The sequence below is a fragment of the Helicobacter sp. L8 genome, assembly GCF_003660355.1.
Taxonomy (GTDB): Bacteria; Campylobacterota; Campylobacteria; order Campylobacterales; family Helicobacteraceae; genus Helicobacter; species Helicobacter labacensis.
On the sequence record NZ_QXQR01000016.1, the window covers coordinates 1 to 26,890 of the forward strand.

Consider the following 26,890-nt stretch of genomic DNA (forward strand, 5'->3'; position numbering starts at 1 on the left):
ATAATCTCTCTCTCTCTCTCTCTCTCTCTCTCTCTCTCTCTCTCTCTCTCTCTCTCTCTCTCTCTCTCTACTAAGCCACTAAAACAGGAAGTTTTTAATGCATAAAATCCAAGAGCTTTTTAGCGTTCTGACAACCTTGTTGCTCTCCCATCCTACAAGCCTTTTGGAAATACCAGAGGGCTTTTTTTGTATCTTGCTTCACACCATCGCCATTCACATACAAATACCCCAAGAGCACATATCCAGCTGAATCGCCCAATTCTGCGCTTCTTTGGAAATACAACAAGGCTTGAGACGCGTCTTTGCCCACGCCCTCACCCACAAGGTAAGACATTCCTAAATGAAAATATGACTTCGCATCTTTGAGCACCACGCCCTTTTTGAAGTATTCTAGGGCTTTTTGTGTGTCTTTGGCAACGCCCAGCCCGCCCCTATACATAAGCCCCACCATGCTATAGCTCTTAGCATTGCCCAAATCTGCCGCCTTTTTAAAATACTCAAAAGCCTTAGAATAGTTCCTATCCGTGCCAAGCCCCTTATAATACATGTCTGCCAAAAGAATATAGGTGTCTGTATACCCTAATTCTCCCGCTTTGATATAGTGTTGCAAAGCTTTAGTATAGTCCCGTGCTGTGCCCAAACCTAAATAATACATGTTAGCCAATTTAGCATAAGCCTGCGCGTCTCCCATTTTAGCCGCCTTTTGGAAATATCCAAAAGCCTTAGGGTAATCAAGGGGCAGTCCTTTATCAGCAACATAGAGCACCCCTAAGGCGACATACGCTTGAGCATTCCCTAACTCCCCCGCTCTCTTTAAAAGAGCCAAAGCTTTTGGGTATTCTTGTTGCTTGTAGTAGGTTTGCGCCTGTTTAAAAAGCTCTGTATTGTCCACAGAAAATCCCACAATCACAGATAAGCACAAAACCGCCATTTGCGCTTAAGGCTAGCCACAATCTCCGAGCGCATAATCTCATACCAATGCTCCCAAGTGCCTAATCCCCCAAAAGCGCTTTAGCGCTCTTGCAACCTAGATCACTTCCCATTTTGCAGGCTTTTTTATAGTATTTAGAAGCCATTTCTTTATCTATCCCCACACCTTCACCCTTAGCATACATGACTCCCAAATTATTATAAGCCTCAGCAATCCCTGCATCGGCAGCTTTTTGGAAGTATTCTTTAGCTTTTATGTAATCTTTAATTGTCCCCTTACCCTCGTAATACATATTCCCTAAACTCCAATAAGCCCGCGCATCTCCCAAACTTGCGGCTATGATGTAACATGTCCATGCCTTAGAGTAATCCTTAGAAACACCTTGACCCTTGTAATACAACTGCCCCAAATAATAGCTAGCCTCCCCATCCCCCATATCTGTGCCCTGTTGGTAATACTGGGCGGCTTTTTGATAATCTTGAGCCACGCCATGCCCTTTAGCATAGGCAAGTCCCAAATTTGTATAGCCCTCAGCAACCCCCGCATCGGCGGCTTTTTGGTAGTATTTTAAAGCTTTGTTATAATCCTTGCTCACGCCTATCCCATCGTAATACATCGATCCTAAAATCAAATAAGCTTCAGGAACACCCATATTTGCCGCTTTTTGGTAGCATTTGAAGGCTTGATGCATATCTTGATGAGTCCCCTTAGCATTTTCATACATCAGCCCTAAAGCAAGATACCCATTAGCCTCGCCCGCATTGGCAGCTTTTTGAAAGGATTCAAATGCCTTGGTATAGTTCCCTTGCTTATAATAAGTCCGTCCTTGCTCAAGCAGATCCTGCGCGCTCTCTGCACCACACAGCCCCACAGACAAAAACAAAGCCCCCACAAGGCTTAAAAAGCGACTTTTAAACATGCCAACACCTCTTAGATTAACTTTTATCCAAATTCTGCGCTAACACCTGCACCAGCTGGGCGGTGTTAGTGGTGGTGTGGGCTGAGATGGGCAGAATAAAGGCGGGCTTATCATCTAGGCTAGTCTCAAAGGTATGCAGAGTGCTAGCGAGTGTTTCAGGGGGGAGCAAGTCTATTTTGTTGATCGCCACCCCAAAGGCGCGCTTTTCTAGGGTGGGTGAAAACGCCCCCAATTCGTGGCGTAATTGGTGGTATTGCTCTGTTAAATCCAAGCTAACATCTAGCACAAAGAGTAAAAATTGCGTGCGCTCAATGTGTTTTAAAAAGGCTAGCCCTAAGCCCTTGCCCCCACTTGCCCCCTCTATGACCCCCGGGATGTCTGCGATCACAAATTCTTTAAAATCCCCCACGCTTACCACCCCTAAATTAGGCACTAGGGTCGTAAAGGCGTAGTTGGCGATCTTAGGGCGTGCATTGGAGATCACACTAATTAAGGTAGATTTGCCCACATTGGGAAAGCCCACCAAGCCTACATCGGCAATGAGTTTAAGCTCTAAGCGCACGCTCAACTCCACCCCCTCTAGCCCCTTTTGCGCGTAGGTAGGGCGTTGTTGCACGGCGTTTTTAAAGCGTGCATTGCCCATTCCCCCCTTGCCCCCCTCTAAAATCTTAAGGGGCGCACCACACTCTATAAAATCTCCTAACAACTCCCCGCTTTGCTGATCGTAGATTTGTGTCCCGGGGGGCACAATTAGGGTGATGCTCTCCCCCTTTTTGCCACTGCAATTTTTAGGACCCCCGGGCGCGCCATTTTTAGCTTTGTAGTGCTTTTTGCCCCTAAAAGCCCCTAGCGTGTCGGTGTTTGTGCTCACTTGCACAAACACATCGCCCCCATCGCCCCCATCGCCCCCATCTGGTCCGCCCTTGATGACAAATTTCTCGCGCCTAAAGCTCACCGCCCCCGCCCCCCCCTTGCCAGAGGCGATCACAATCTCTACACTATCTACAAACATAACTTAAGAAAAGCGTTGCATGGATTTTTCTAAATGGGGCACAGCATCTAATAGTTTCTTGGTGTAGGGGTCTTTAGGCTCGCTCAACACGCTCTGCACATCCCCACGCTCTACAATCTCACCCTGGTACATCACCAAAATGCGATCGCTGATGTGTTCCACCACGCCCAAATCATGGCTAATAAAGACATAGGTTAAGCCCATCTCTTTTTGTAAATCTAGCAATAGATTGAGCACTTGGGCTTGGATGGAGACATCTAAGGCTGAAACGGGTTCATCACAAATCACCACCTTAGGGCGGATAATGAGCGCGCGCGCGATGCCGATGCGTTGGCGTTGCCCCCCTGAAAACTGATGTGGGTAACGGCTGATCCACTCACGCTTAAGCCCCACGCTATCCATCATTTCTAAGACTTTTTCCCGGCGTTCTTGTTTAGAAAAATTGCTATTAAGCAAGAGAGGTTCGGCAATGATGTCCCCTACCTGCCATCTAGGATTGAGGCTAGAATAGGGGTCTTGAAAAATCATTTGGACATGTTTGCGGTATTCCTGCCAATCAGCTTTGCTAAATTGGGCAAGATTCTTGCCCTTAAATAAAATCTCCCCTCCGCTAGGGCTCTCAATCCCCATTAAAAGCTTGGCGGTGGTGCTCTTCCCACACCCACTCTCCCCGACCACACTTAAAATCTCCCCATTATGCACTTTGAAGGTGATGTCTTTCACCGCGTGGATTTGTTTGGCTTCTTTAAACAAGCCCTGTGAGATGTGGTAGGTTTTTTGTAAGTTTTTGGCTTCTAAGATCATCGAATCTCCCTAGGAAATTCTAGGTAGTTGACATTTTCATCCACGGTCTGTAAGCGTTTTTTGCGGTGCTCCTTGCCCGGTTTGGGTATGGCGTTTAATAGGGCTTGAGTGTAGGGGTGGCGCGGATCATTAAAAAGCTCTTTAGCACTGGCTTTCTCCACCACATGCCCCTTATACATCACCACCACCGCATCGGCTAATTGTGCCACCACACCTAGATCGTGGGTGATAAAGAGGATCGAAGTCCCCTTAGTGGCTTGCAATTCCTGCATGAGTTCTAAAATTTGGGCTTGAATGGTAACATCTAGGGCAGTGGTGGGTTCATCAGCGATCAAAAGCTCAGGGGCGCACACCATCGCCATAGCGATCATCACCCTTTGGCGTTGCCCCCCGCTGAGCTTAAAGGGGTAGTCATGGTAGCGCTCTTTAGCATGGGGAATACCCACGCGCTCTAGCTCAGCCAGCGCGCGCTCAAAGCGTTCTTTGCGGTTTAAATTGGGGTGGTGGATTTTGAGGGCTTCGCTGATTTGAAACCCAATAGTGTAAGAAGGGTTTAAGCTCGTCATGGGTTCTTGAAAGATCATGCTAATTTTCTTGCCTCTAATCTCTTGTTGCATCTGCTTTTGGCTGAGTTTGAGCAAATCCTGCTTTTTAAATTCAATAGAGCCATCCACGATTTTACCCGGCTTATCAATGAGTCCTAGAATAGAGAGCGAAGTGATGCTTTTCCCACTCCCACTCTCCCCCACAATGCACAGAGTTTGGGACTTCTTGAGCTCAAAACTCACGCCATCCACGGCTTTATTAATGCCCTTATCGGTAAAGAAATAGGTTTTAAGGTTTTCCACTTTGAGCAAGGTTTCTTCCATGCAAGCCCCCTAACGCGTGTGTTTGGGATCGAGCGCGTCCATGATCCCATCGCCTAGCAAATTAAAACCCATCACGGTTAAAAAGATCATTGATCCGGGAGGCACAATCATCCATGGATTGCTTCTTAGATATTGCATAGCATCCATGAGCATCGCACCCCATTCAGGGGTAGGGGGTTGGGCTCCTAGTCCCAAAAAGCTCAAACCAGCTGCCTCTAACACGGCAGAGGCAAAACCCATCGTAGCTTGCACAATGATGGGCACAGCGCAATTAGGGAAAATCACCGCAAACATCAGGCGCAAATGCCCCGAACCATTGACTTTAGAGGCGATGACATATTCTTTTTCTTTTTCTGCCAAAACAGAGGCGCGCACAATGCGCGCAAAACCCGGAATACCCACAATCCCAATAGCTAACATCGCATTTAAAAGCGAGGGACCCAAGATTGCCACCACAATAATAATCAGCAAAATCGAAGGCAAAGAGAGCATTAAATCCATGACGCGCATAATGATCATATCTGTGCGCCTGCCAAAATAGCCCGCTAAGAGTCCAAAGACAATCCCAAAAGACACCGCAATGCCAATGGAAACCACCCCAATAGTCAGCGAAATACGCGCTCCATAGAGCAAGCGCGTGAAAGTATCGCGTCCTAAATCATCTGTGCCCAACAAATGCTTAGCACTCCCCCCATGCTCCCAAGAGGGCAGAGCTAGTCTCTCTTGAGCATTTTGTGCATAAGGATCATGATCGCTGATCACAGGGGCTAATAGGGCACATAGAATCAAGAACAACACAATACATGCCCCCACTACGGCCGCTTTGTTTTTCTTAAACTGCCCCCAAAATTCTTTGAAGCGTTCCATTAAGACAGCCTTATTCTAGGGTTAATGAAGGCGTATAAAACATCCACTAGCAAATTCGCCCCAATGAAGATCACCGCTACGATCAGGCTAGAAGTTTGGATGATGGGAAAATCGCGTTGGTTGAGGGCATTGACCATCCATTTGCCCACCCCCGGCCATGCAAAGGTGTTTTCTGTGAGGATGCTCCCTCCAAGTAACCCGGCCAACATTAAGCCCACAAGGGTAGTTACCGGGATGAGCGCGTTACGCAAGGTGTGCACCACCACCACTCTGAAGGGCGAACACCCCTTAGCCTTAGCCGTGCGGATATAGTCTTCTTTGGAAACCTCCAGCATGCTAGCCCTTGTCATGCGCGCGATGATGGCAGTAGGGATCGTGGCTAGGGTGATGCTGGGCAAGATCAAATGCTTGAGCGCGTCCACAAAAGCCCTATAGTCATGGGCTATTAAGCTGTCAATGAGATAAAACCCCGTGGGTCCATCTAAATAAAATTCATCACTCAAACGCCCATAAGATGGCAACCACCCCAATTTAACACTGAAAAAATAGATGAGCAATAGACCTAGCCAAAAAACAGGCATGGACACCCCAGCTAAAGCCACACCCATGCTAGTGTAATCAAAGAAGCTATAGCGTTTGATAGCCGCTAACATGCCCGCAAACAAGCCTAACACAATAGAAATCACAAGCGCGCTTATAGAGAGCTCAATGGTAGCCGGAAAGCGTTGTAAAAATTCCTCTAACACCGGCTCACCCGACATCAAAGACTTGCCAAAATCCCCATGAAAAATGTGGTTAATGTAAAGAAAATACTGCTCTAAAAGGGGTTTATTCAAGCCCATTTGTTCGCGCAGAGCTTCTACAGATTCTTGGCTGGCGTGTTCGCCTAAAATCAATAAAGCCGGATCGCCAGGAGCCAAATGCACCATCGCAAAGACAATGAGGGTTACCCCAAATAAAGTGGGGATTGTCCACAAGATTCGCTTGAGAATAAAACTAAGCATGGCGCGCTAGATTTATCGCTCAAAATACACAGAAGCAAAGCGGTTGCGTTGCACCCCTGTAACCTTATAACCCTTGAGGGTTGCTAAATGGGGTGCAACCTCATCAGGGTAGGCTAAGAGCACACAGGGCGCGTCTTCATGGAAGATAACTTGGGCTTTTTGATAAAGTTTGGTGCGCTCTTTTTCGTCTGTGATTTCCTTGGCGCGAGTTACTAAATCCGAATAGGCATTGCTTTTGTAAAAAGAGTGGTTTTGGGTGGGGATTTGCGAAGCGGCATGCTTACTCCATAGGATATAAAGAAAATTGTCCGGATCACCCGTGTCCGCTAACCAACCACTGAAAGCCATTTCGTGTTCGCCCATGCCCGTCTTTTTCAAATAAGCCCCCCACTCAAAAAACTCGATTTTGACTTTCACACCCACCTTAGCCAATTGGGCTTGGATAAATTCTGCAGCCTTTTTATTGTGCCTAGCGGCGGTAAAAAGCGTGGTTTCAAACCCACTAGGGTAGCCCGCTTGCTTTAAGAGTTGCTTGGCTTTAGCGGGGTCGTAGGGGTAGGGCTTGACATTGGTGTTATAGCCCCACATGCCCGGGGGTATGGGGTTGATCGCCCTTTGGGCGTAACCTTCATACACAACCTTGATGTAGTCATCCACATTGATGGCGTAATTGAGCGCGAGGCGCACAAGGCGGTTACTAAAGGGCTTTTTATTGTTATTGAGGCTAAGCCATGCCGCGCTCAAAGAGGGGGCTTTGTCCACAACCACCCCGGGTAAACTCTCTAGACGGGGGATTTCGTTGCGATTAGGCGCGCTAATTAGAGAAACTTCGCCCTTTTCTAGGGCTAAAGCCCGCGATGAGGGGTTGGGAATCACACGAATCACCACCTGATCTAAAAAAGCCTTGGTTCCCCAATAGTTAGGGTTTTTAACTAGACGAATCTTGTCGTCCTTAAGCCACAGCACGAATTTGAAAGGTCCTGTGCCAATGGGCTTTTTAGAGAGTTCGCTTTGCTTGTCCTGACTAGCTAAATACTGCGCGTAATCTTGACTTAAAATGGAGAGAAAATCCATGCCCAAATCAGCTAAAAAGGGGGCTTCAGGTTTTTTCAAGGTGATTTTAACCGTGTATTTGTCTAGAGCCTCTACGCTCTTGATAATGTGGGACATCGCCATGCTTTCCCAATAGATATAGCTACGCCCCTTATAATAGGGATCGCCCCCCGCCATCTGGCGTTTGAAGGAGAAAAGCACATCTTTAGAGGTGAATTCAACCTTTTTATTCCAATACTTGGTGGTGTGGAAATAAACCCCCTTGCGCAAGTGGAAAGTGTAAACAAGACCATCTTTAGAAATCTCCCAGCTACTAGCCAAGCCCGGTTCGATCTCTGTTGTCCCGTATTTAAAACGCACCAAAGTCTCGTAAATATTGCTGGTGGCGACATAACTCTCTCCATCGGTAACTAGGGCTGGATCCATGCTCGAGCCATCTGCGCCCCGCGCATAAACTAAGGTCCCCCCCGGCTTGCCCTGCGCTCCCAAACTCCCCCATAGCAACCACAGCCCAAAAAAGCCCACTAGCCATTTTTTCATCGCAACTCCTTCCCTCCCCCTTAGTATTTAAGTGTTCTGTGTTTCTAAGACGCTCACTTTCTTACGCTGTTTATCTCTGTAACTAAAACACACAAACCCGTCCACCAAAGCAAACAGGGTGTGATCTTTTCCCATCCCTACATTCTTGCCCGGATGCACCTTAGTGCCTCTTTGGCGCACCAAGATATTGCCCGCTCTGACAAATTCTGAGCCAAACTTTTTAACCCCTAAGCGTCTTCCGGCTGAATCGCGGTTATTTTGGGTGCTCCCCTGACCTTTCTTGTGTGCCATCTCTACTCCTTATGCGACAATTTTAGAAATTCTAACACGGGTGAAATCCCGCCTAAAACCCCGCTTGGTTTTGCTATCCTTGCGGCGGCGCTTTTTAAAGATCACCACCTTTTTACCCCGCCCCTCATTGATCACTTCTGCTTCAATCTTAGCTCCTTGCACAAAAGGCGTTCCATAAACAGGCGCGCCCTCTTTGACCACCGCCAAGATAGCATCTAGCTCCACGCGCGTTTTGGGCTCCAAACCCATTTTATCCAGCAAGACTACATCGCCCTCTTGCACCTTATACTGCTTACCCCCATTTTTAAACACTGCATACATGCCAAATCCTAAGGAAAAAATAAGCTTTACTTTAACACAGAAAAGCTTAAAAACTAGACCATAGCGCAATGGTATATATATTGCATGTCCAATAAAGTTGACAAGTGAAGGGAAATCCATGCGCATTAGCGATAGTGGCCGTTATAGCCAAATGAATTATTACCAAAACGCGTTACAAAACAAACTCAACACCGCTAATAGCAAGATCGCCTCTGGGTTGAAGATCCAGCAAGGCTATCAAGATAGCAATATCAATAACCAGAATCTCAAATACGGCTTTGAAGAGAACACTCTAGATCAGGGTATTGATGTCGCCAACAGCGCACACACCGCCACCCTTAACACCGACAAAGCCCTAAGCGAGCTCTCTAGCACCATGGAGCAGTTTAAAACCAAGTTGATTCAAGCCGCTAGCGATGTGCATTCCACCACTTCTCGCCAAGCTATCGCCCTTGATTTAGAAAAGCTCAAAGCCCATATGATCAATGTGGCTAACACTTCTATAGGCGGGGAATATCTCTTTGGGGGGAGCAAGGTGGATCGCAGACCCTTTGATAGCGCGGGGAATTACTATGGCAATGATGAGAGTCTCAACGCCCTAGTGAGCGCGAATAATCTTGTGCCTTACAATATCACAGGGCATAATTTGTTCTTGGGCAAGGATTTAGACAAGCAAAAGCACATCAGCACCAATATCAAAATGTTCAACCAAAGCAAGTTGCATCCGGACATTATGGACGCGCTGAACAAAACCGCCGAACCCAAAGAGGTTTTTGTGCAATCCACGGATACTTTGCGCGATCTCATCGGCGATCGTGATGATGATCCCAGCAATGATCCCAAAGAGTATTTCTATTTGCAAGGGGTGCGCCCCGATGGTAGTGCCTTTAAAGCCAAATTCGCCCTAGATAAGGCTTACACCAAAAAAGAAGACGCTACTACCATTAGTGATCTCTTAGATCAGATTGGGCGCGCCTATGGCAACACCTCCACCAATAAGGTGGTAGAGGTGAGTTTGAACGCATGGGGAGAAATTGAGATCAAAGACCTCACCACCGGCAATGCCACCATTGATTTTCACATGATCTCTAGCGACAAAGATGTCGATGATCTCAACCAACTCCGCGCCAGTGATGCGCGCATCACCAGCTATGTCAAAAGCCCCTTTTTGACAGATCGCGCTCTTTCTACCTTGCATGGGGTGAGCAACCCCTATGATCACCGCGTGCTCGATCTCTCTAGCGCGTTCATCACCCAAGAAAACACCCCGGCTAACCGCAACACCAAACTCAGCGCGATCTTAGGTCCCAATGCCGCGTTTTTACAAATCAGTGGAACGCGCCCCAACCACAAGGATGGCACAATCAATACAGAACCCTTAGAACCCCTTGTGCTAGGCGTGGATTCCACCTTGCAAGATGTGATGAACGCCATTAAAGAGCATTTCCAGGGCGACATAGATGTGGAAATTTCTAATGATGGGAGATTGCGCCTCATCGATCACAATGTAAAAAACAGCGCCCATGACAGCAAAACCCCCCCCTTTGATGGCGCGCATGGTTTGAGTTTGACTCTCAAGAGCTTAGATGCCAAAGGTCAAGAGGTCAAAGCCTTACCCACCGATTACGCCAACGAATACCAAAAAACCTATTTCACGCATGCCGGTGCACGCCTGATAGGCAATATCTCTCAAGTCGTGCCTAAGAGTATGGATTATGCTACAGGAGCGACTAGGCTTGCTGAAGTGATGGGGGCGCAAATTGGCGCGCAAGATTATATTTTCAAATTGCGCGATCACAATGGCGTGGGCGTGCAGGCGCGTTTGTTGTTGCAAGATCAAGGCGCGTTTTTGCAATTACCCAATAAAGGGGGAGGCGCGCCCTATAAAATCCCCTTGTATAACCGCAACCAAACCCCCCCCAGCCTCACTAAGCCCAACGAAGTTACTTACCGCCAATTGATGGACGCGATCGCTTTAGCGATGAATTACAGCAACCAAGACGCTAAGGTTTATGAGCGCGCCCAAGCGCATGTGTCCTCTGAGGAGAGCAAGGAGGCGTTTTTAGCCCTACTCCAGCAGGCGGACACGCGCGTAGATGTCGCTTTAAATGAGAACGGGCAGGTGGTGATCCATGATAAAATCCACTCTAAAACCCCCATGCAATTCATGTTTTTTGACAGCCACTCTGATGATTTTTCGCCCGATGTGCTTAAAAAAGACGCGCCCTCCATCCGTTTGAACGCCAATGACGCTCTCACCATAGATCAACCCCATATCAATTTTTTTAAGCAATTAGACGGGGTGATCGACTCGGTGCGTGAGGGAATCTACCGCCCGGATGCCTTGCAGGACAATTACAACGATCGCATGCGTAACTTGGGGATTCAAAATAATATTGAGCTAGTGGACCACTTGAGCGATCACATTGAAAAGGTGATCGCGGCTAATGGGGCGCATGGGCGCTCTTTTGCGCACATGTTAAGACGCAATGAGGTGCTAAAATCCCAAGTGCAAGCCATTAGGGGCGACACCGTGGGCACAGATATTGCGGAAACTTATAATAAGTTTTCTCAGTTGCGCAACAATTACGATGCGGTGCTCTCTTCTAGTAGCAAGATCAACCAAATGGCTTTGAGCCATTACTTATGAGGTATCAAGGGGGGTTTTAAGATGGGACCTTTGAAGAGATAATACCAACTTAACCCATTAGCGATCTTTTCTTTTTCCATGAGGGCTTTGGCTAATTGCAAGTCTTGGAGGTTGGGGGGGTGTTTGATCCAGCGTTGCTGGCGGACATAGCGTAGCCCTTTTAGCCCCCCGCCTCCATAGACAAAATCTACCCCATCTACCCCCTTAGCTCCCACCACATCAAAACCTAGAGCGTGATCGTGCGCACAATCCTTGGGCATGGAAGCGTTGCTAAAAAGGGGTTTACCAAAACTGACATACCCATAGCCCTTAGGGGCAATGAGCTCCATGATCGTGGGGGCGATGTCAATATGCGCCCCGATACAATGGATGGGTTTGGGCTCTAAAGAGGGGGCATAGACGATCAAGGGCACGCTTTTAGTCATGTAAAAATCCTCTTTGGCGTAGTCAAAACTGCGATCGAAGTGATCCCCTGTAATGATGAAAAGGGAGTTAGGAAATTTAACGCGCGCTTTTTTGATGAAATCCACTAAAATTTTGTCATACCAATAGATATGCCCTAGAAAATTCGCATCGGGTAGATTGGTTGACTTTGGGGTGCGATCCACAAAGGCTTGGATTTGCTCCAAGGGCACCCCAAAGGCTTTCAAATTCACATTTCTAGTTGTGTGGTTACTCAAAGTCATCACCATGCTAAAACTCTTGCGATCGGGGGGGGTGGTTTGTAAAATGTAGTCAAAGAGAATATTGTCATGCACGCCCCAATTGCTCTCTAGGGGATGTGGATAGGCTTTGGGGTTATTGGCTAGCTTTTGGCGCGCAAATTCCAGCAAGGGGGTATTGAAAATTAAGCCATCAAAGCCTTGGGTTTTGGTGAAGCTATCCAAGCGATTCCAAATCCCACTCCCTCCATAGTAAAAGAGATTGTGGAAACCCAAAGCCTTCATTTGGTTACCAATGGCACTAGGCAGGCTAGGGATGGGCACACCCATGTTCACAAAATTGGTATCGCTGATATTAAACAGCCCTGTGATTTGCACATCTAGGCTTTTCACCGTGCGCCGTGCGTTTTCTAGGAATAAAGGAAAAATGAAGCCATGTTTTTGATCGTCCAAACTTTTGAGCGCGCTCACTAGGTGGATGGAGTCGAATTTGGGATCAAAATGCCAGCTGGAGAGCGATTCAGAGATGATGTAAAACACATGCGTGATGCTGGGTTGCAAGGGGTTGTGGCTTTGGGCTTTGAGGAGTTCTCTTAGATCAAGGGGGAGGGGGGTGGTGGAGGGGAGCTGGAAATACTCTTGGGTGGCTTGGAGTAGGGGTTTAGGCGTGAAGTTGGAAAAATCCACTTGGTGGCTTTTAGAATAATCTCTAAAGACTAGATAGAGATTGCGGAAAGCCCCGGGGGTTATCTTGCGTAAAAACGCGTTTTGGGCTGGTTTCACCACAAAATCCAAAGACACCCCGCTAAGAGCTAGGCGAGAATTAATGCAGATGAGCATAAACAAAGCTAAAACCCCAAACACGCCTCCCAACGCCCACCTTAGAGGGAACAACTCTAGGGCATGGCAGAGGCGTGTGGCTAGGCAGATCACCCCAAGATAAAGCCAAAACCCCAGCGCGCTCAACACCAGCCAAACTAACAGTTTCGTGCCGATGAAATACTCCCCAGTTACAGCCATGCTCAAGAGTGTTCTAGGGTTTTCCTCAAAGATTTCTACTAGGTTGGCATCAAAGACATTCCCATAAATGCTATAGTAGGTCATGTTAGCTATTTGCAAGAACAAACACAGTGCGATACAAAATAGGGCGTAGATGGAAAGCGTCTTAGCGCGCGCACGCGTGGGCGTAAGAAACCCTATGAGCAAAAAGAGCAATCCAAAGATGGCGACAATACGGTTATCGTATTTGATCCCATCGCCTAATACATGCCAAATGGGGTTTAGAAGCGTGCCAAGGGGCTGGTTTAGCGCGCCTTTATACACCCCCGTGTAGGCTAAAAAGCCCAAACGCAAACAAAGAAAGAAGACACTGAAGAAAAGGCTAAAGCACAACGCCCCAATGACAAGCCGCAAACATTGTTGGGCGAAGGCGCGCGTGGCCATCACTCTGGTTTGCGCGCTTTTAACTCGGTAATATCTTTGGCATAAGCCTTAATTTTCTCTTGGGTGAGTTTAAAATCCACGCGTTGCATGACGGCTTTAAAGATCGTATTCAAGGCTTTTTTGATCGCGTCATTGGAACTATCCTTGCCCTTATACATAGAGCTCAATAACCCGCCCGTGTGCTCGGATTTGCTGGATTTAACAAAGGGTTCTTTGACATCCACTTCACTCAAATCCACCATGAACGAATCCACAGACTCCCCACTCATAGGTTCGACAAACACGACTTTGATATAGCCCATCGCCAGCAATGTGCCCTTCATCACATCCATACCCGTAGAGAAAATTAACCCCGGACTGGATTTCTTTTGTTCTGTGGTTTTGGGATCGGGTCTTAGCACAATCTCGCCCCTAATCTCTAAGGCTAAATAGCCATCGCGTTTTTGCGCGAAAGTTAAATCGTCCTTATCGCTCAAATCCACCGGCATCACCTTATAGCCTTGGTTCTTGAGTAAATCTTCGATTTTAAGCGTGAGTTGTTGCCTAAACTTCGTTTCATACTCTTTGGCGATATTGTCGCTGTATTGCAACACGGGCTTTAACAAGATAATCTGCTCATGGGTTGCTGGGGCTTTTTGCGCGCTAGTTTGGTAAACCAAGCGCAGGGGGACTTCATTGGTGATCGTGATCTCAGGTCCACAGCCCACCAACGCCACACACAAACCCACACCCAGTAATCTATATTTCCACATTTTAAGCTCCTTTAAATAGTGTAATCCCCACTCTTGCCCCCGCTTTTATGCTCTAACTTAATCTCCCCCATTACCATGCTTTTATCCAAGCCCTTAGCCATGTCATAAATAGTCAAAAGCCCCACACTCACCCCCATAAGCGCCTCCATTTCCACCCCTGTTTGCCCACTGCACCGCACCTGCACGCGCACTACTAGCGCGCTCTCTTGGGGGCATTCTAGCACTTGGGCGTGCACCCCGCTTAGGTTTAAGGGGTGACACATGGGGATGAGCGCGCTGGTCTGTTTAGCCCCCATGATGGCTGCTATGATGGCTGTTTGGATCACCGGACCCTTTTTAAGCGTGTTGTTCAAGATGGCTTGGTAAGTGCTAGCGTCCATGCTGATCTTACCGCTGGCAATAGCCACTCTATGCGTGATCGCCTTGGTGCTGACATCGATCATGGTGGGGTGGTTTTTAGAATCTAGGTGGTTCATGCTTTGGGACGAAACACTTGGATATGCTCTGCATTGCCCTCAATATAAGCTCCGCCAATCAAATCCACACAATAGGGAATGGCCGGAAACACCACCTCTAAGCACTCTTGGATACTCTTGGGCTTACCGGGCAAGTTGACAATCAAGCTAGATCCCCTAATGCCCGCGCTTTGGCGCGAAAGAATTGCGGTAGGCACATACTTCAAGCTTGCCATGCGCATCACCTCCCCAAAACCGGGCAACATTTTAGAACACACCGCCTGCGTAGCTTCAGGGGTAACATCTCTGGGTGCAGGACCTGTGCCCCCTGTAGTGATGATGAGATCGCAACGCTTGGCATCGCTCAAATCTATAAGGGTTTGCATGATGATCTCTTGTTCGTCCGCGATCAGGGCGTATTCAAATTCTAAGGGGTTACGCACATAGCGCGTCAATACCTCTTTAACCGCTGGTCCGCCTAAATCTTCATACACCCCTAAAGATGCCCGGTCGCTAGTTACCACAATCCCCACTTTAACCAATTCCATGTATCCCTTTCATGCCAATAAGCCACTTCCCTTTAGCGGGTGGCTTTGATCTTGGGCGTAAACACGGCGTTGGTTTTGCAGGTAATACTTCCAAATGGGGGCGTTGTGCTTGAAATCCTCAATAAACGCGCTGTAAAGCTCTAGGGGAGCTTGGCGGTGTCTAGCCATCAAGCCCACCATGTAAGAACTCTGCGACACGGGGACATCACCCCTAGAGTGCGCCATTCTCAACACCACCTCGCGCGCGCGTGCCCTTGCTTGCCAGTCTTGAAACCACGCTTCCAGCAAGGGCATGTATAAATCAAAACTCAAGCCCTCAAAGCCCGACTCTTGAGCGCGCACAACGCCCACAAAGACGCACAACGCCCCGTAATTGTGCGCCACGCACTCGCGCTCCCACTGCGCATAAAACCTAGCCGTGTCCAGCGCGCCCTCAACAACTTCTAGCAAACTACCCCCCACACACCGGGGGCATCAACACCACCCGATCCCCATGTTTAAGGGGCGCGTGGATATTATCCACCAAAATGCCATTGATCGCGATCGCGCTCAAGGGTAGCCAAGCTTTCAAGCTCTCTTTTTGCGCCAAAATCGCCTTTAGCGCGCCTAGATCACTGATGTCAACTTGCATGCTCTCTTCTGCAATAGGTCCTAAAAATTCTACGCTAACCATTAGAGTAAATGCCCCATTCTGTTTTTTTTGGTTTCTAAATACTGCTGGTTGTGGCAATTGCTAGGCACGATGATACTACAGCGTTCCACCTTAACAAAGGCACTCAAAGCCTGCACCTTTTGGGGGTTGTTGGTGAGTAGGTGAATATGCGTAACACCGTAGTGTTCTAAAATGTCCTTGACAATGCCATAATCGCGTTCATCGTCCTTAAAGCCGATGGCGCGGTTGGCTTCAATGGTGTCATAGCCTTGATCTTGCAGGGCATAGGCGTTGATCTTGTTAAACAGCCCAATGCCCCGCCCCTCTTGGCGCAAATAAATCAACATGCCCCCCTGCGTGGGAGCATGCGCGATCCTCTGCAAGGCTAACTCTAATTCCCCCCCACAATCGCATTTTTGCGATCCAAAGACATCGCCCGTCAAGCATTCTGAGTGCAGGCGCACCAAGGGGGCACTGGATAAATGTGGGGTGAAAACCACCAGATGATCCCAGCTGAAATCCCCCCTATTCTCTCTAAAGGACTGGATCAAAAACTCCCCGAATTTGGTGGGTAGCTTAGCCCGGCTAGAAACCTGAATACCACGCTGCATGAATCGCCTTTTAAACATAGGATTCTACCACTTCAAGGTAATATTATGGTGAAAAAGGCTTAACTTTGCTTGAAAGTGTTTTTATTGCGAATCCCTAAAGCCTTAGCCAAGCCCAGATTTTGAATCACAAAGCCGATAAAATCCATGCCAAAAAGAGCGATCGCGCCTAGACTCTTAGAGCCCCATATTTTCTTGTGGTGGTTTTGCAAGCCACAAGTCCAGCCAAAAAACAACTCCCCGACTAAGGGTCCCATGGTGGGCGTGCAGATCAAGTCCTGCCAGCTAGGGATTTCCACAAAGGCTTCTAGCCCATATTCCCAAAAGAAAGTAGAAACCATAAAAGTAAAAAACACACAGACGCGTTTGCAATACCCAGCCACGCGCGCTTGCATGTAGTAAATCGCGCCAAAATAGGGGTGCAACACCCAGTTAAAGATGAAGAGATCCCCATCAAATTGGGGACCCAAAAGCACATTATGCCACCAGCTCAACCAACCAAACTTTTCTTTACTCCAATGGGTAACACTCTCAGGCATCAAATACAGCCCCACAATACCCAGCACAAAGCTCACGCCCAAAATCCCCACACTAGCCCCTAGATACCTAGAACGATGGTTAGGAACATAATGGCGCATGACAATGGATTCTAGGCGCGAAGGCGATAGTCTTGACAATAGCATCTCTCCTACAGTCTAAGCGCGCATTGTTACACAAGACAACTTTAAAAACCATTAGGGTTTTCTTGCTATAAATGCCTTTTGATCATGGAGTGTGTATGGCAATCTTTGGCAAGTTGTGTTCTCTTGCGCCCTTGTTTAGCAAGACTGTAGAATTAGAGTCTTTGTGTGTCTATTTGCACAGCGCGCTAGATCAAACCCACCCCCACCACCAAAATCTGATGCAACAGGAGGTGGGTTCTTTGAAGCTGGAGTTAGATCATGGCATGCATGCGATGCAGATTGTCTATCACCCCACACAAGGAGTCCTAGAAACCCACCGCCGGTTTATAGACTTTTTGCTTGTGGTGCAGGGCTGTGAGATGGTGATCCTAGCGGATCGCACAGATTTGTGCGTGCAAACCCCTTACGATCCCAACACAGATCAAGAAACCTACCAAGCTAGCCCGCATCTTAGCCAAGTGTGCATGCATGCGGGCATGCTGGGCGTGTTTTTAGAATATGACGCGCACACCACATGCCCCCTTGATGCCAAATTGGTGCGCAAAGTGGTGGTAAAAGTGCCAAGAGAGTTGGTCAAACTAAAATTATAAGAGTCTGAGGTGAGGTATATTTGCATTATATGGGGGTTTTTGTGCGGGGTGCTAGGGGCTAGCACATTGGAGGGGGTGTATGAAACCCAATCGTTTCTTTACATGAAGAGTTCCTATGTGGAGTTTTTCAAATACAAGGGGAAGTATTACGCCTATGGGATCGCCAATGTAGATGGTTCTAAAGCGAGGCAGGATATTTACAATAAAGATCCAGCCCTGCGCCAGCGTAGCGACAAGGGGGTGGTGTTCTTATACGATCTCACTTGTGTGGATAAGGACATCTACAAAAATGGGCGAGCTTATAATTTCTACGATGGACGCACCTACTATGTGCAAGTGCGCCAAAAGAAAAACGGGGATTTGAAATTCCTGCCCAGCTTTGATCGGCGCGGTTTCTTTGGCAAGACCTTTATTTGGAAAAAGCTAGACAACGCCTACCTGCAAGCCCATGGCATCACCAAGCCAGATTTCTCTAGGGTGCTAGAAACCCTAAAGGAAATCCAAAGAGAGAATTAGTGCGTTTGTAAATACGCCACAGCGATTCTAAGCGCATTTGTGGCTGCCCCTACACGGAGTTGATCAGCCACGCACCATAGGTGCACAATTTTAGGATCAAAGAGATCGCAACGAATCCGCCCCACAAAGCTTTGATCGGTGTGGCTAGCTAAAATAGGCATGGGATAAAGGGCTTTTTGGGGATCGTCTTGCACAACCACGCTGGGCGCGCTTTGTAAAATCTCCCTGACTTCCTGCGCGCTAGTGGGGCGTGCAAAATGCACGCTCAAACTCTCACTATGGCTTCTTAGCACGGGCACGCGCACACAAGTCGCGCTAATGGGGAATTCTGCATGCATGATTTTATGTGTCTCTTGCACCATCTTCATCTCTTCTTTGGTGTAACCGGAGGGCAAAAACGCGTCAATATGGGGGATCACATTGAGCGCAATGGGGTGGGGAAAAATGGCGCAAGTTAGATCGCCTTGCATCTGCGCGCGCAACTCCGCCATACCCCTATTGCCCGCCCCACTCACCGCCTGGTAAGTGCTGACATCTACACGCGTGATTTCCAAGACTTGATGTAAGGGGTTTAGGATTTGCACCATCTGGATAGTTGAGCAGTTGGGGTTGGCGATGATATTTCTAGGGCAGATTTGCAAATCACCGGGGTTGACTTCGGGCACGACTAGGGGGACATCTTTTTCTAGGCGAAAATAACTCGTGTTATCCACCACCAGTGCCCCGGCCTGTGCCGCGCTGGGCGCAAATTCCGCGCTCACCTTCCCCCCCGCGCTGAAAAACGCGATGTCTATGCCCTCAAACACCTCATGGGTGGTTTCCAAAATGTGGTGGGTGCGCCCAAAGGCATCGAGGGGCATCCCTGCGCTTCTTTGGCTAGCTAGGGGCACAAAACGCGCCAAAGGAAAATCCCACTCTTCTAATAACGCAATAATTTGCGCGCCCACCGCCCCACTTGCTCCCACTAGGGCAACATTGTAACGCTTCATTCGCTCACCATCGCTAACGCCTTTAAAAAACTCAGATGATTCACTTGCACACCCGTTGTCATATTTTTAAGGGTTAGACTGCGCGTGCGCACCTCTTCCTCGCCTAGCACTACCACAAACTCATGCCCTCTGTGGTTAGCGTAACTAAAGGGTTTTTTGAGTTTTTCAATTTCGGGATAAAGTTCTGCATTCACATCGCTTTGGCGGAATTTCTGTGCGACTTGGGAGGCGTAGACAAAATCCTTTGCGTCCATGCACACCACCAACACCCGCGCGCTCGTGGATTTACTCTCCACTAATTCTAATTCTTCTAGCCCTACTAAGAGTCGATCCAAACCAATGGACGCGCCCACACCCGGGAAATGCTGGGTGCTGAAACTCTTGGCTAAATTGTCATAACGCCCCCCAGAGCACACACTCCCCAAAGTCGCTAAGGCATTAAGCGTGGTTTCATAGACGATCCCGGTATAGTAGCCCAAGCCCCTAGCGATGGAAAAATCCACTTTGAAATGCTCGGGATTAATTTCTAAAGCCAATAAGAGATCAAAGAGGCTTTCTAACTCCTCTAAGCCCTCCTTTAAAGTGGGATTATAGGCTTTCAAATAAGCCACGCTTTTGAAAAATTCCAAGGGGTCGCCATTTTGCCTGGTGTTGATAATGTCTAAGAAGTCTTTAAAGTCTAAATCAGGAAAGAGGGTTTTAAGCTCCAAGAGCACGCCCTCTTGCCCAATCTTGCCTAGTTTGTCCACCACGCGCAAGAGCGCGCAAATGTCCTCTTGACTATGCACCCCAAAGTGTTGGCAAAGCCCATTTAAGATTTGGCGGTGGTTGATCCACACACTAAACTCCTCTAAATCTAGGGCTTTAAGGCTGGCGATGATCACTTGGATAATCTCGCTATCACAAAGCAAACTCTTGCTCCCGATGAAATCAAAATCGCATTGGGTAAATTCTCTATAACGCCCCTTCTGAGCGCGCTCCCCCCTAAAAACATTCCCAATCGCGTAGCGTTTAAAGGGTAACCCCAAGACATGGTGGTGCTGGGCGACAAAGCGCGCCAGGGGCAAAGTTTGATCAAAGCGTAACCCCACCTCTCTTTTGCCATGATCTTTAAAGCGATAAATCTCCTTTTGGATGTCCCCGGCTTCTTGGGTGAGAATGGAGGCATACTCCAAATGGGGGGTTTCAATGGGCACAAAACCAAAACTTCTAAACACGCGGGCTAATTTGTCTAGCACCGCTCCCTTAGCCATCGCTTCTTGGGGGAGTCTATCTTTAAAGCCACTCAGGGTTTTAGGGGCGATCATGGCGATCCTTTATGCAGATGGGCTATTATAGCAAGTTTTTAGATCTAAAAACTTGTGTTGCAATACCGCCTTCAAAATCCTTTCAGGTGTGGGAAGGGGGTAGTGGAAATTCTTTTCAAGAGATTTATTGCAAGGAGTTTGAAGGGATTCTGCCAACCACAGAACGCGTATAAGAAAGCAAAGGATGGCAGACTAATAGTTGATCTTATATTACTTATGTTAAGCTTGCACCTTAGTGTTTGCGCTATTTGTGCGCGCACAAAGGTGGAGTATGGATTTACAAGCGCAGATCAAAAATTTTTCTTATCAAAAGTGCTGGAATCAGAAACTAAGATATTTTGGTATCGCAGATATTAATAAATGCTCTAGTAGATGCTTAGTTATGGTGGCTGGTAAAACCCTAGCTCTTAGTAAGTGGGTAAGCCCTAAACGCACACGCTCCTATCCGTATGCAAGAGTTTATGATACTTTTGATGTGCCAGCTAGTAAAGTCGCTACGATCATCCCGCTTATTAAAGATGAGGGAGTGGATGGCGATGTGGATTATCTGCAATGGGATACGGTTGCTTTGATGAGTTTATTGGGCGTTTATGTGATTTTAGGCTTTTATGACAGAGCACAACGCCACAGACTAAGACACAAAATCACGCGCCAACAATTCAAGCACGCACACATCTCAGAGCATCTCACTAAATTAACCAATTACCACCAAAGCGCATTGCATTGGAATCTGCATCAATTAGAGAATGAAAATCTACAGGCGGTGCTAACAGCCATAGAAGTTTCTTATAGGCGTATTTCTGATCTGCTCAATGTCAAAATGCACCCTTTTAAAAACATCCAAGCCTTCGCTAAGAAAATCGCGCAAAGCAGGTCGTCATTTGTGGAGTTTTCAAGAAAAAAGGCGCAAAAAGCGCAAATACGCGAAAGTCTCATAGTCCAGCCAAAAGAACATATCGGGGTGGGTGATAAGTCAAGATTAGTGATTGAAAACTATCTAGGAGGGCAATATTTCTTCACGGTTGATGATGTGATCCATAGGGAGGGAATCTTGTATCTTTGTGAGAGCAAACATAGCAAAAACGCCCTTCTTCCAAGCAAAGAAGATATTAAAGACGGACTTTTGAAACTCATGCTCTATAGAAATTTGGATCATATCCAAGGTTTTACTTGTTTTAAAGTCGTTCTCAGATTGACATCGGATGTCTTGCAAGACAGATTCACTCTCCCTAATGCATGCTTGCAGGATTTGCTACAAACATGCCAATTCTCACCCTCCCAAGCGCACACCCTGCAAGCCTTGAATACAGAGGCACAACATAACCATTTTGAGGTTTGGATCAACCATGGGCTATCTTAAATCGCCCTTGCGCTATCCGGGTGGTAAATCAAGGGCTCTCAAAGCATTAAAGGCGTATTTCTTAGGTGATTTTAAAGAATACCGTGAACCATTCTTTGGAGGGGGGAGTGTGGGGATCTACCTAGCCCAGACACATCTTAGTGTAGAGAAATTCTATGCCAACGATTTAAATTACGATCTTTATTGTTTTTGGCAAGTGCTAAAAACGCAGGGCGATCGTCTCATTGATGCTATCCAACAGATCAAAGAGGCGCATGCAGATGGTAGGGCACTTTACCATGTCCTTTTGAGGCGTAGGCAACAAAAACTGAGCGATTTTCAAAGGGCGGTGGATTTTTTTATTTTGAATCGTATTTGCTTTTCGGGGGTTGTAGATAGCGGTGGATACTCACAAAAGGCTTATGAATCCCGCTTTACGCAAACCTCTATTGAGAGATTACGCCCTATCCAGAATGTGGTGAAAAAATTTTCTTTCACGGCTGATCATTACGCAGAGTTGCTTCAAAAAGACGGGGATGGTGTGTTTGTGTTCCTAGACCCCCCCTATGACAATGCCGCTCAATCTAGGCTCTATGGCAAAAAAGGAGATTTGCACACCACTTTTAACCACGAACACCTTTGCGCCTGCCTAAAGCGCACGCAACATAAATTCTTGCTTACTTATGGGGATAGCCCTGCTATTAGAGAACTTTACAAGGATTTTTTGATCCGCGAGTTCCAAGTGCAATATGGCATGAACAATTACAAACAAGACAAAGCCCCCGCGGGTAAAGAGTTGTTAATTAGCAATTTTTAGAGGGTCCTTAATTTTGCACCGCGCTGGCTCAAAACCCGCGCCGGTAGTAAAGAATCACCCCTGCCTAAACCAACTCCAACACCCTCTCAGCGTGCCCCTTGGCTTGCACATTGTAAAGCGCGTGGGCGATCTTGCCCTCTTTATCAATCACAAAAGTAGAGCGAATCACCCCCTCTACTTCTTTGCCATACATGTTTTTAGTGCCATAAGCCCCATACGCCTTTAACACCTCCAAACTCGGATCGCTCAAAAGCTCAATGCCTAGCTTTTCAGATTCGATAAAGTGGCAATGACTCTTGGCATCATCGGGACTCACCCCTAGAATCACCGCGCCCTTAGCCTCAAACTCTGCTTTGAGCTTGGTGAAATCTTGCGCCTCAATGGTGCATCCGGGGGTATTATCCTTAGGGTAAAAGTAAAGCACCACGCTTTTGCCTAAGAAATCCTTCAAGCTCACGCTCTTGTTATGGGCGTTGAACAAAGTAAAAGCAGGGGCGGGGGTTTTTGGTTGTAATTGCATCATTTCTCCTTAGTATAAGATCACACGCACCGCCATGGGACCATGTACCCCAAAGACGGTTTTAAGCTCAATATCAGCCGTGCGGCTAGGTCCGCCAATAAAAAGCATGTTGGTAGGTAGTCTATCTGCTTGTTGGGCTTTCAAGATAGCCAACCCCTGTGCCAAGTCGCGCACAATGGCTGTTTTCTCCAGCAAGAGAATGCACTTTAGCGTGATGAGTGAGGTTAGGCGAGGGCTTGCAGGCGAAGAGATCACACCCACCATGCCCAAATTAGCCACCCCACACACGCCCTTTAAAATCGCCGTATCTATTTGAAAAATCGCCTCTTTAAAATCCTCTATCGGTTTGTCATAGGGGATTGTTTCATAAGCGCCCTCCAACTGCCCTAAATCGCATGGTAAATCCGTAGCATACAAGAGTTTTTGACTCTCAAAGGCAATCAAAGCGTTTTTAATCTCGGTGATGAGATTTTGGGGAGTAGAGTGGATGACTTCTGAGCGGTTGAGCTCTTGGAAGTGTGTGTATTCTTCTAGCAAATCTTCTTTGGTGTCTAAAATGAGATTCTCAAAGGACACCTCTTCGTGGGCGATGGTGTGGCGTGCAAGCGCGCTTTGGACGCGCTCAAAAATGACTTGCTTGCTACTCATAGATCACCCCCGCTAGGGATTTGACTTGCGCGTGCAAATCAGCCTGCACGGCGGGCATGTCGCGGTGTTTGAGCCAGGCTTTAAGCACGGGGGTGTAAGCCCCCACCCACTTACCCAGCGGAGCCATCCAGCCATTAAGCTTCAAAAACGCCCGCCACAAACTCCCATTACAAGCCAGTTTAGTAAAGACCTTCATGCCTAGCTCCTCCAACTTGCTATGCTTGGCATCCTTATAACCGCGCACCACGCCCCGCCCCTCATGGCTTTTTTCGGCGCGCAAATCCCTGATGAGCTCGGGCAAGGGGATCTTCACCGGGCAAACCTCCCCGCAACGCCCACACAGGCTACATAGGTTAGCGATGTGTTCGTAATTGTCTAGCCCAAAGAGTTGGGGGGTGATGACTACGCCAATGGGTCCGGGGTAGGTGGCTAGGTAGGCATGCCCGCCGATTTTGTCATACACCGGGCAGTGATTCAAACATGTCCCACAACGGATACACGAAAGCGCGCGGTAATATTTCTCATCGGCTAAAATATTGCTGCGGTTGTGATCCAACAAAATAATGTGCGCCTCTTTAGGACCATCGAGCTCGCCCTCTTGTCGCGGACCTGTGATGATGTTTTGATAGCATGTAATGGGCACACCCACTGCGCTAGGGCAGAGCAGGTTATTTAAAATAGCCGCATCCTCAAAGCTTTCTACCATCTTTTCAATCCCACAGATTGCTACATGGATGTCGCAAGCGCTGGTGCACATGCGCCCATTGCCCTCATTCTCCACAAGCCAAATCGCCCCCTCATTAGCGATGGCAAAATTCACCCCCGAGAGCCCCATTTTAAAGCCCTCAAACTCTGTGCGCATGTGTTTGCGCGCAATCCCATTGAGTTTTTCTGGCTCACTCTCTAAGGGCGCGCCTAGTTTTTCTTGAAAGATTTTGCCCACTTGGTGGCGGTTTTTATGGATGGCGGGCACCACAATATGCACGGGGTGTTCGTCAATGAGCTGGATAATCAATTCGCCTAGGTCGGTTTCTTTAGCCACAATGCCCTTTTGTTGCATGAATTGGTTCAGCCCGATCTCCTCGCTTGCCATTGATTTACCCTTTAAAATGCGATCCACCCCCCGCTCTTTGGCTAGGTTGTAGATGATCTCATTGGCATCTTTGGCGCTGCTGGCATAATGCACGATAAAGCCGTTGTTGGTAGCGTTTTGCTCAAAGCGTTGTAAATAGGTATCTAGTTGGGCTAACACCTTGAGTTTGGCGTTCTTGCCCATTTCACGCAAACGCTCCCATTCGGGGTAACGGCTGGCTAATAAATCCCTGCGCTTGTGAATCAGCGTATCCATCGCCGATCGTAAATTGGTGCGTAATTGTGCATCGCCTAGTTTTTCTGTGATGACTTTTTCGTAATCTTGATCGCTATGGGTGGTGGTGTGTGTCATTTAAGCTCCTATGCCCACTCTTTGGGCTAAAAAGTCATAAAAGTGCATCGCCTTGGTGTTGCTACGCATCTTAGCCATCGCCCCGCTAATGTTGAGCAAACAGCCCGCATCAGCCGAGAGCACACACTCTACCTGACGGCTTTCAATGTCCTTGATCTTATCTTGCACCATCGCATAAGAAATCTCTGGTTCTTTGACCGCAAAGGTCCCCCCAAATCCACAGCACTCCTCCTCTCTTTCTAACTCCACCAACTCCACATTGTCTAGCTGGGCGATGAGTTTTTTTGCGCTAGAAATCACCTTAGAAACCCGTAGGGCATGGCAGTTAGAGTGCCATGTAACCTTGATGGGCGCGCCTATGTCCGTGTAGCGCACTTCTAACTGCTTGTCTAAAAACTCTGAGAGTTCAAAGACTCGCGCACAAAAGTGCTTGACCTCCTCATAATCTTTATGCCCCTCAAAGAGTTCTAAATAGTCATGGGACATCATCCCCACACAAGAACCACTGGGCACCACCACGGGGTAATCTTGCTTGAAGAGCCGGATATTATGTAAAGCGATTTGGCGGCTTTGATTGTAATAACCCGAGTTATAGCTAGGTTGCCCACAACAGGTTTGATCCTTTTTAAACACCACCTCCACCCCCTCTTTTTGGAGGAGCTTGATACAATTCAAAGCCGTGTGGCTATAAACGCCCCCTCCTAAGCAAGTGGCAAAAAAATACACTCTCATCGGGCTTCCTTACTCCATTCGATCCAGCAAGGCTACCATAACTAAATTAATGTTGGAAAAACTCTGCCATCACTTCGCCCTCTTTGGGGATGGGGAAAAAGATGTCTAAATTGGGCGAGATAAAAACCCGACTCCCCTCTTTAATGATGATGATGGGATGTAGCTTGCTCTTGTCCTTGAGGATTTGGGCGATGATTTGGCTTAAACCCATGCCTGTTTGGCGCGTGAGTTGCATCAAGAGAAAATCCCCAAATAAATTGTTTTTGCCAGTTTTATTGGCGATGGCTGAGGTTAGGGCGATCAAGAGTCCATTGGAGAGAGTGGAAACCAGCAAGGGCATGCCATAGCGTTGGAAATTATGTGTGATCACCTCCCCCACTAGCCCGCTATAGCCCTTGATGTCAGCCCCCTTAGCGTTGGTGAGCATAATATTGATGCCATGGGGGGTGATGATGCGCGTCCAAACGATGTTCAAGCGGTAATCCCCGATCTTGTTGTCATTGTTGTAATAGCCAATCACCTTAGATCCCTTGGGGATCAGCACCGCTTTACCCATGTTAGCAAAGACATCGCTTTCTACCTGCGCGATCACTTTACCGGCTAATTGCGAACTAATGGGAGTGATGAGAAAGGCCGGGATCAATTTGTCCGCCGTCAGGGTGCGCAAGAGTTTATTTTCATGGGTGGCGATGTCTTTGTGCTTGAGATTTTCAAAGCCCCTAGAACCATAGTCTATTTCTATCCCTCCTTCTTGAATTTCTAAAGGATGCTCCGGCTCAAAGGCTTGGATACGCGTTGCTAGCATGTCTAGGCGTTGGGCTTCTTGTTCTAGCTCTAGATCATCTTGATTGTCTTGATCTTGTGGAGTGGGGGGGGGGTTGTTGTTTGGCTTGGCGGAGTTGGGCTTGCAAGTCTTGGATATGG

Annotated in this window: 30 protein-coding genes; 5 read left to right on the plus strand and 25 right to left on the minus strand. The window is 47.7% G+C overall.

The window, feature by feature from the left end; all coding sequences use genetic code 11:
* Positions 1 to 94 precede the first annotated feature (94 nt).
* The 10 genes from EAO37_RS07235 to rplU form a co-directional block, all read right to left on the minus strand.
* A complete protein-coding gene (locus EAO37_RS07235) occupies positions 95 to 931 on the minus strand; it encodes a tetratricopeptide repeat protein (protein ID WP_120945995.1) in 837 nt (278 codons plus the stop codon).
* A 61-nt stretch (positions 932 to 992) separates the two neighbouring features.
* Entirely contained in the window at positions 993 to 1,850 is an 858-nt protein-coding gene (locus EAO37_RS07240; RefSeq protein ID WP_235853106.1) for a tetratricopeptide repeat protein, read from the minus strand.
* A gap of 16 nt (positions 1,851 to 1,866) precedes the next feature.
* A complete protein-coding gene (gene obgE, locus EAO37_RS07245) occupies positions 1,867 to 2,862 on the minus strand; it encodes a GTPase ObgE (RefSeq protein ID WP_120945994.1) in 996 nt (331 codons plus the stop codon).
* 3 nt (positions 2,863 to 2,865) lie between these two features.
* The gene (locus EAO37_RS07250) at positions 2,866 to 3,666 is read right to left on the minus strand and encodes an ATP-binding cassette domain-containing protein (RefSeq protein WP_120945993.1); all 801 of its coding nucleotides are present in this window, start codon (positions 3,664 to 3,666) and stop codon (positions 2,866 to 2,868) included.
* Positions 3,663 to 4,535: an ABC transporter ATP-binding protein gene (locus EAO37_RS07255; protein WP_120952790.1), complete on the minus strand. Its 873-nt coding sequence runs from the start codon at positions 4,533 to 4,535 to the stop codon at positions 3,663 to 3,665. The genes EAO37_RS07250 and EAO37_RS07255 overlap by 4 nt, the downstream gene beginning before the upstream one ends.
* A 9-nt stretch (positions 4,536 to 4,544) precedes the next feature.
* On the minus strand, positions 4,545 to 5,402 hold the full coding sequence (locus EAO37_RS07260; RefSeq protein ID WP_120945991.1) for an ABC transporter permease: 858 nt from the start codon (positions 5,400 to 5,402) through the stop codon (positions 4,545 to 4,547).
* The gene (locus tag EAO37_RS07265; protein WP_120945990.1) at positions 5,402 to 6,406 is read right to left on the minus strand and encodes an ABC transporter permease; all 1,005 of its coding nucleotides are present in this window, start codon (positions 6,404 to 6,406) and stop codon (positions 5,402 to 5,404) included. The genes EAO37_RS07260 and EAO37_RS07265 overlap by 1 nt, the downstream gene beginning before the upstream one ends.
* 12 nt (positions 6,407 to 6,418) lie before the next feature.
* The gene (locus EAO37_RS07270; protein ID WP_120945989.1) at positions 6,419 to 7,999 is read right to left on the minus strand and encodes an ABC transporter substrate-binding protein; all 1,581 of its coding nucleotides are present in this window, start codon (positions 7,997 to 7,999) and stop codon (positions 6,419 to 6,421) included.
* Between the two features lie 27 nt (positions 8,000 to 8,026).
* A complete protein-coding gene (gene rpmA / locus EAO37_RS07275; RefSeq protein ID WP_120945988.1) occupies positions 8,027 to 8,290 on the minus strand; it encodes a 50S ribosomal protein L27 in 264 nt (87 codons plus the stop codon).
* Between the two features lie 9 nt (positions 8,291 to 8,299).
* Positions 8,300 to 8,611, minus strand: coding sequence for a 50S ribosomal protein L21 (gene rplU, locus EAO37_RS07280; RefSeq protein WP_120945987.1), 312 nt, complete (start codon positions 8,609 to 8,611; stop codon positions 8,300 to 8,302).
* Positions 8,612 to 8,729: 118 nt separating this feature from the next.
* On the opposite strand from rplU, the gene flgL reads away from it, so the two are divergent.
* Positions 8,730 to 11,261, plus strand: coding sequence for a flagellar hook-associated protein FlgL (gene flgL / locus EAO37_RS07285; protein WP_120945986.1), 2,532 nt, complete (start codon positions 8,730 to 8,732; stop codon positions 11,259 to 11,261).
* On the opposite strand, the gene EAO37_RS07290 is transcribed toward flgL, so the two are convergent.
* From EAO37_RS07290 to EAO37_RS07325, 8 genes are read right to left on the minus strand one after another with little or no spacing between them, the layout of a single operon-like run.
* Positions 11,252 to 13,366 carry a sulfatase-like hydrolase/transferase gene (locus EAO37_RS07290; RefSeq protein ID WP_120945985.1) on the minus strand — a complete coding sequence of 705 codons (2,115 nt, stop codon included), beginning with the start codon at positions 13,364 to 13,366 and terminating at the stop codon, positions 11,252 to 11,254. The genes flgL and EAO37_RS07290 overlap by 10 nt on opposite strands.
* Positions 13,366 to 14,118 (minus strand): HpaA family protein, encoded by a 753-nt coding sequence (locus EAO37_RS07295; RefSeq protein WP_120945984.1) that lies wholly within the window; start codon positions 14,116 to 14,118, stop codon positions 13,366 to 13,368. Before EAO37_RS07295 ends, EAO37_RS07290 begins: the two co-directional genes overlap by 1 nt.
* Positions 14,119 to 14,129: 11 nt before the next feature.
* Positions 14,130 to 14,594 carry a cyclic pyranopterin monophosphate synthase MoaC gene (gene moaC, locus EAO37_RS07300; protein ID WP_120945983.1) on the minus strand — a complete coding sequence of 155 codons (465 nt, stop codon included), beginning with the start codon at positions 14,592 to 14,594 and terminating at the stop codon, positions 14,130 to 14,132.
* The gene (mog, locus tag EAO37_RS07305; protein WP_120945982.1) at positions 14,591 to 15,121 is read right to left on the minus strand and encodes a molybdopterin adenylyltransferase; all 531 of its coding nucleotides are present in this window, start codon (positions 15,119 to 15,121) and stop codon (positions 14,591 to 14,593) included. Before mog ends, moaC begins: the two co-directional genes overlap by 4 nt.
* A gap of 9 nt (positions 15,122 to 15,130) precedes the next feature.
* Positions 15,131 to 15,571, minus strand: coding sequence for a molybdenum cofactor biosynthesis protein MoaE (locus EAO37_RS07310; protein WP_120946001.1), 441 nt, complete (start codon positions 15,569 to 15,571; stop codon positions 15,131 to 15,133).
* Position 15,572: 1 nt separating this feature from the next.
* Positions 15,573 to 15,794 carry a MoaD/ThiS family protein gene (locus tag EAO37_RS07315; protein ID WP_120945981.1) on the minus strand — a complete coding sequence of 74 codons (222 nt, stop codon included), beginning with the start codon at positions 15,792 to 15,794 and terminating at the stop codon, positions 15,573 to 15,575.
* Positions 15,794 to 16,384, minus strand: coding sequence for a GTP cyclohydrolase II (gene ribA / locus EAO37_RS07320; RefSeq protein ID WP_120945980.1), 591 nt, complete (start codon positions 16,382 to 16,384; stop codon positions 15,794 to 15,796). Before ribA ends, EAO37_RS07315 begins: the two co-directional genes overlap by 1 nt.
* 59 nt (positions 16,385 to 16,443) lie before the next feature.
* Entirely contained in the window at positions 16,444 to 17,064 is a 621-nt protein-coding gene (locus EAO37_RS07325) for a DUF3943 domain-containing protein (RefSeq protein ID WP_235853105.1), read from the minus strand.
* A gap of 95 nt (positions 17,065 to 17,159) precedes the next feature.
* Here EAO37_RS07325 and EAO37_RS07330 point away from each other — a divergent pair, with 95 nt between their 5' ends.
* Both EAO37_RS07330 and EAO37_RS07335 read left to right on the plus strand, forming a co-directional pair.
* Positions 17,160 to 17,654 (plus strand): YhcH/YjgK/YiaL family protein, encoded by a 495-nt coding sequence (locus tag EAO37_RS07330; protein WP_120945979.1) that lies wholly within the window; start codon positions 17,160 to 17,162, stop codon positions 17,652 to 17,654.
* A 9-nt stretch (positions 17,655 to 17,663) separates the two neighbouring features.
* Positions 17,664 to 18,170 carry a DUF2147 domain-containing protein gene (locus EAO37_RS07335; RefSeq protein WP_120945978.1) on the plus strand — a complete coding sequence of 169 codons (507 nt, stop codon included), beginning with the start codon at positions 17,664 to 17,666 and terminating at the stop codon, positions 18,168 to 18,170.
* Here EAO37_RS07335 and asd read toward each other — a convergent pair.
* Together asd and hisS are read right to left on the minus strand one after the other, a co-directional pair.
* On the minus strand, positions 18,167 to 19,159 hold the full coding sequence (gene asd / locus EAO37_RS07340) for an aspartate-semialdehyde dehydrogenase (RefSeq protein WP_120945977.1): 993 nt from the start codon (positions 19,157 to 19,159) through the stop codon (positions 18,167 to 18,169). The two genes, EAO37_RS07335 and asd, sit on opposite strands and share 4 nt — an antisense overlap.
* Positions 19,156 to 20,466, minus strand: a complete 1,311-nt coding sequence (gene hisS / locus EAO37_RS07345) for a histidine--tRNA ligase (RefSeq protein ID WP_120945976.1) — start codon at positions 20,464 to 20,466, stop codon at positions 19,156 to 19,158. Before hisS ends, asd begins: the two co-directional genes overlap by 4 nt.
* A gap of 475 nt (positions 20,467 to 20,941) precedes the next feature.
* Here hisS and EAO37_RS07350 point away from each other — a divergent pair, with 475 nt between their 5' ends.
* Both EAO37_RS07350 and EAO37_RS07355 read left to right on the plus strand, forming a co-directional pair.
* Positions 20,942 to 21,826: a hypothetical protein gene (locus EAO37_RS07350; RefSeq protein ID WP_162982991.1), complete on the plus strand. Its 885-nt coding sequence runs from the start codon at positions 20,942 to 20,944 to the stop codon at positions 21,824 to 21,826.
* Positions 21,813 to 22,622, plus strand: coding sequence for a DNA adenine methylase (locus tag EAO37_RS07355; RefSeq protein ID WP_120952796.1), 810 nt, complete (start codon positions 21,813 to 21,815; stop codon positions 22,620 to 22,622). Before EAO37_RS07350 ends, EAO37_RS07355 begins: the two co-directional genes overlap by 14 nt.
* A gap of 64 nt (positions 22,623 to 22,686) precedes the next feature.
* On the opposite strand, the gene EAO37_RS07360 is transcribed toward EAO37_RS07355, so the two are convergent.
* The 5 genes from EAO37_RS07360 to EAO37_RS07380 all read right to left on the minus strand — a co-directional run.
* Positions 22,687 to 23,142: a peroxiredoxin gene (locus EAO37_RS07360; RefSeq protein ID WP_120952799.1), complete on the minus strand. Its 456-nt coding sequence runs from the start codon at positions 23,140 to 23,142 to the stop codon at positions 22,687 to 22,689.
* 9 nt (positions 23,143 to 23,151) lie between these two features.
* Complete coding sequence (locus tag EAO37_RS07365; protein WP_120952802.1) at positions 23,152 to 23,790, minus strand: lactate utilization protein C; 639 nt, start codon at positions 23,788 to 23,790, stop codon at positions 23,152 to 23,154.
* The gene (locus EAO37_RS07370; protein WP_120952805.1) at positions 23,783 to 25,234 is read right to left on the minus strand and encodes a LutB/LldF family L-lactate oxidation iron-sulfur protein; all 1,452 of its coding nucleotides are present in this window, start codon (positions 25,232 to 25,234) and stop codon (positions 23,783 to 23,785) included. The genes EAO37_RS07365 and EAO37_RS07370 overlap by 8 nt, the downstream gene beginning before the upstream one ends.
* The gene (locus tag EAO37_RS07375; protein ID WP_120952808.1) at positions 25,235 to 25,966 is read right to left on the minus strand and encodes a (Fe-S)-binding protein; all 732 of its coding nucleotides are present in this window, start codon (positions 25,964 to 25,966) and stop codon (positions 25,235 to 25,237) included.
* 46 nt (positions 25,967 to 26,012) lie between these two features.
* Positions 26,013 to 26,890 (minus strand): DNA type IV secretion system protein ComB10 (locus tag EAO37_RS07380; protein WP_162982992.1); only part of this gene is annotated, 878 nt, incomplete at its 5' end.

Excerpts from the sequence above, each read along its gene's own strand:
- EAO37_RS07235 (WP_120945995.1), bottom strand. The coding sequence starts at position 931 with ATGGCGGTTTTGTGCTTATCTGTGATTGTGGGATTTTCTGTGGACAAT.
- EAO37_RS07240 (WP_235853106.1), bottom strand. The coding sequence starts at position 1,850 with ATGTTTAAAAGTCGCTTTTTAAGCCTTGTGGGGGCTTTGTTTTTGTCT.
- obgE (WP_120945994.1), bottom strand. The coding sequence starts at position 2,862 with ATGTTTGTAGATAGTGTAGAGATTGTGATCGCCTCTGGCAAGGGGGGG.
- EAO37_RS07250 (WP_120945993.1), bottom strand. The coding sequence starts at position 3,666 with ATGATCTTAGAAGCCAAAAACTTACAAAAAACCTACCACATCTCACAG.
- EAO37_RS07255 (WP_120952790.1), bottom strand. The coding sequence starts at position 4,535 with ATGGAAGAAACCTTGCTCAAAGTGGAAAACCTTAAAACCTATTTCTTT.
- EAO37_RS07260 (WP_120945991.1), bottom strand. The coding sequence starts at position 5,402 with ATGGAACGCTTCAAAGAATTTTGGGGGCAGTTTAAGAAAAACAAAGCG.
- EAO37_RS07265 (WP_120945990.1), bottom strand. The coding sequence starts at position 6,406 with ATGCTTAGTTTTATTCTCAAGCGAATCTTGTGGACAATCCCCACTTTA.
- EAO37_RS07270 (WP_120945989.1), bottom strand. The coding sequence starts at position 7,999 with ATGAAAAAATGGCTAGTGGGCTTTTTTGGGCTGTGGTTGCTATGGGGG.
- rpmA (WP_120945988.1), bottom strand. The coding sequence starts at position 8,290 with ATGGCACACAAGAAAGGTCAGGGGAGCACCCAAAATAACCGCGATTCA.
- rplU (WP_120945987.1), bottom strand. The coding sequence starts at position 8,611 with ATGTATGCAGTGTTTAAAAATGGGGGTAAGCAGTATAAGGTGCAAGAG.
- flgL (WP_120945986.1), top strand. The coding sequence starts at position 8,730 with ATGCGCATTAGCGATAGTGGCCGTTATAGCCAAATGAATTATTACCAA.
- EAO37_RS07290 (WP_120945985.1), bottom strand. The coding sequence starts at position 13,366 with ATGGCCACGCGCGCCTTCGCCCAACAATGTTTGCGGCTTGTCATTGGG.
- EAO37_RS07295 (WP_120945984.1), bottom strand. The coding sequence starts at position 14,118 with ATGTGGAAATATAGATTACTGGGTGTGGGTTTGTGTGTGGCGTTGGTG.
- moaC (WP_120945983.1), bottom strand. The coding sequence starts at position 14,594 with ATGAACCACCTAGATTCTAAAAACCACCCCACCATGATCGATGTCAGC.
- mog (WP_120945982.1), bottom strand. The coding sequence starts at position 15,121 with ATGGAATTGGTTAAAGTGGGGATTGTGGTAACTAGCGACCGGGCATCT.
- EAO37_RS07315 (WP_120945981.1), bottom strand. The coding sequence starts at position 15,794 with ATGGTTAGCGTAGAATTTTTAGGACCTATTGCAGAAGAGAGCATGCAA.
- ribA (WP_120945980.1), bottom strand. The coding sequence starts at position 16,384 with ATGCAGCGTGGTATTCAGGTTTCTAGCCGGGCTAAGCTACCCACCAAA.
- EAO37_RS07325 (WP_235853105.1), bottom strand. The coding sequence starts at position 17,064 with ATGCTATTGTCAAGACTATCGCCTTCGCGCCTAGAATCCATTGTCATG.
- EAO37_RS07330 (WP_120945979.1), top strand. The coding sequence starts at position 17,160 with ATGGCAATCTTTGGCAAGTTGTGTTCTCTTGCGCCCTTGTTTAGCAAG.
- asd (WP_120945977.1), bottom strand. The coding sequence starts at position 19,159 with ATGAAGCGTTACAATGTTGCCCTAGTGGGAGCAAGTGGGGCGGTGGGC.
- hisS (WP_120945976.1), bottom strand. The coding sequence starts at position 20,466 with ATGATCGCCCCTAAAACCCTGAGTGGCTTTAAAGATAGACTCCCCCAA.
- EAO37_RS07355 (WP_120952796.1), top strand. The coding sequence starts at position 21,813 with ATGGGCTATCTTAAATCGCCCTTGCGCTATCCGGGTGGTAAATCAAGG.
- EAO37_RS07360 (WP_120952799.1), bottom strand. The coding sequence starts at position 23,142 with ATGCAATTACAACCAAAAACCCCCGCCCCTGCTTTTACTTTGTTCAAC.
- EAO37_RS07365 (WP_120952802.1), bottom strand. The coding sequence starts at position 23,790 with ATGAGTAGCAAGCAAGTCATTTTTGAGCGCGTCCAAAGCGCGCTTGCA.
- EAO37_RS07370 (WP_120952805.1), bottom strand. The coding sequence starts at position 25,234 with ATGACACACACCACCACCCATAGCGATCAAGATTACGAAAAAGTCATC.
- EAO37_RS07375 (WP_120952808.1), bottom strand. The coding sequence starts at position 25,966 with ATGAGAGTGTATTTTTTTGCCACTTGCTTAGGAGGGGGCGTTTATAGC.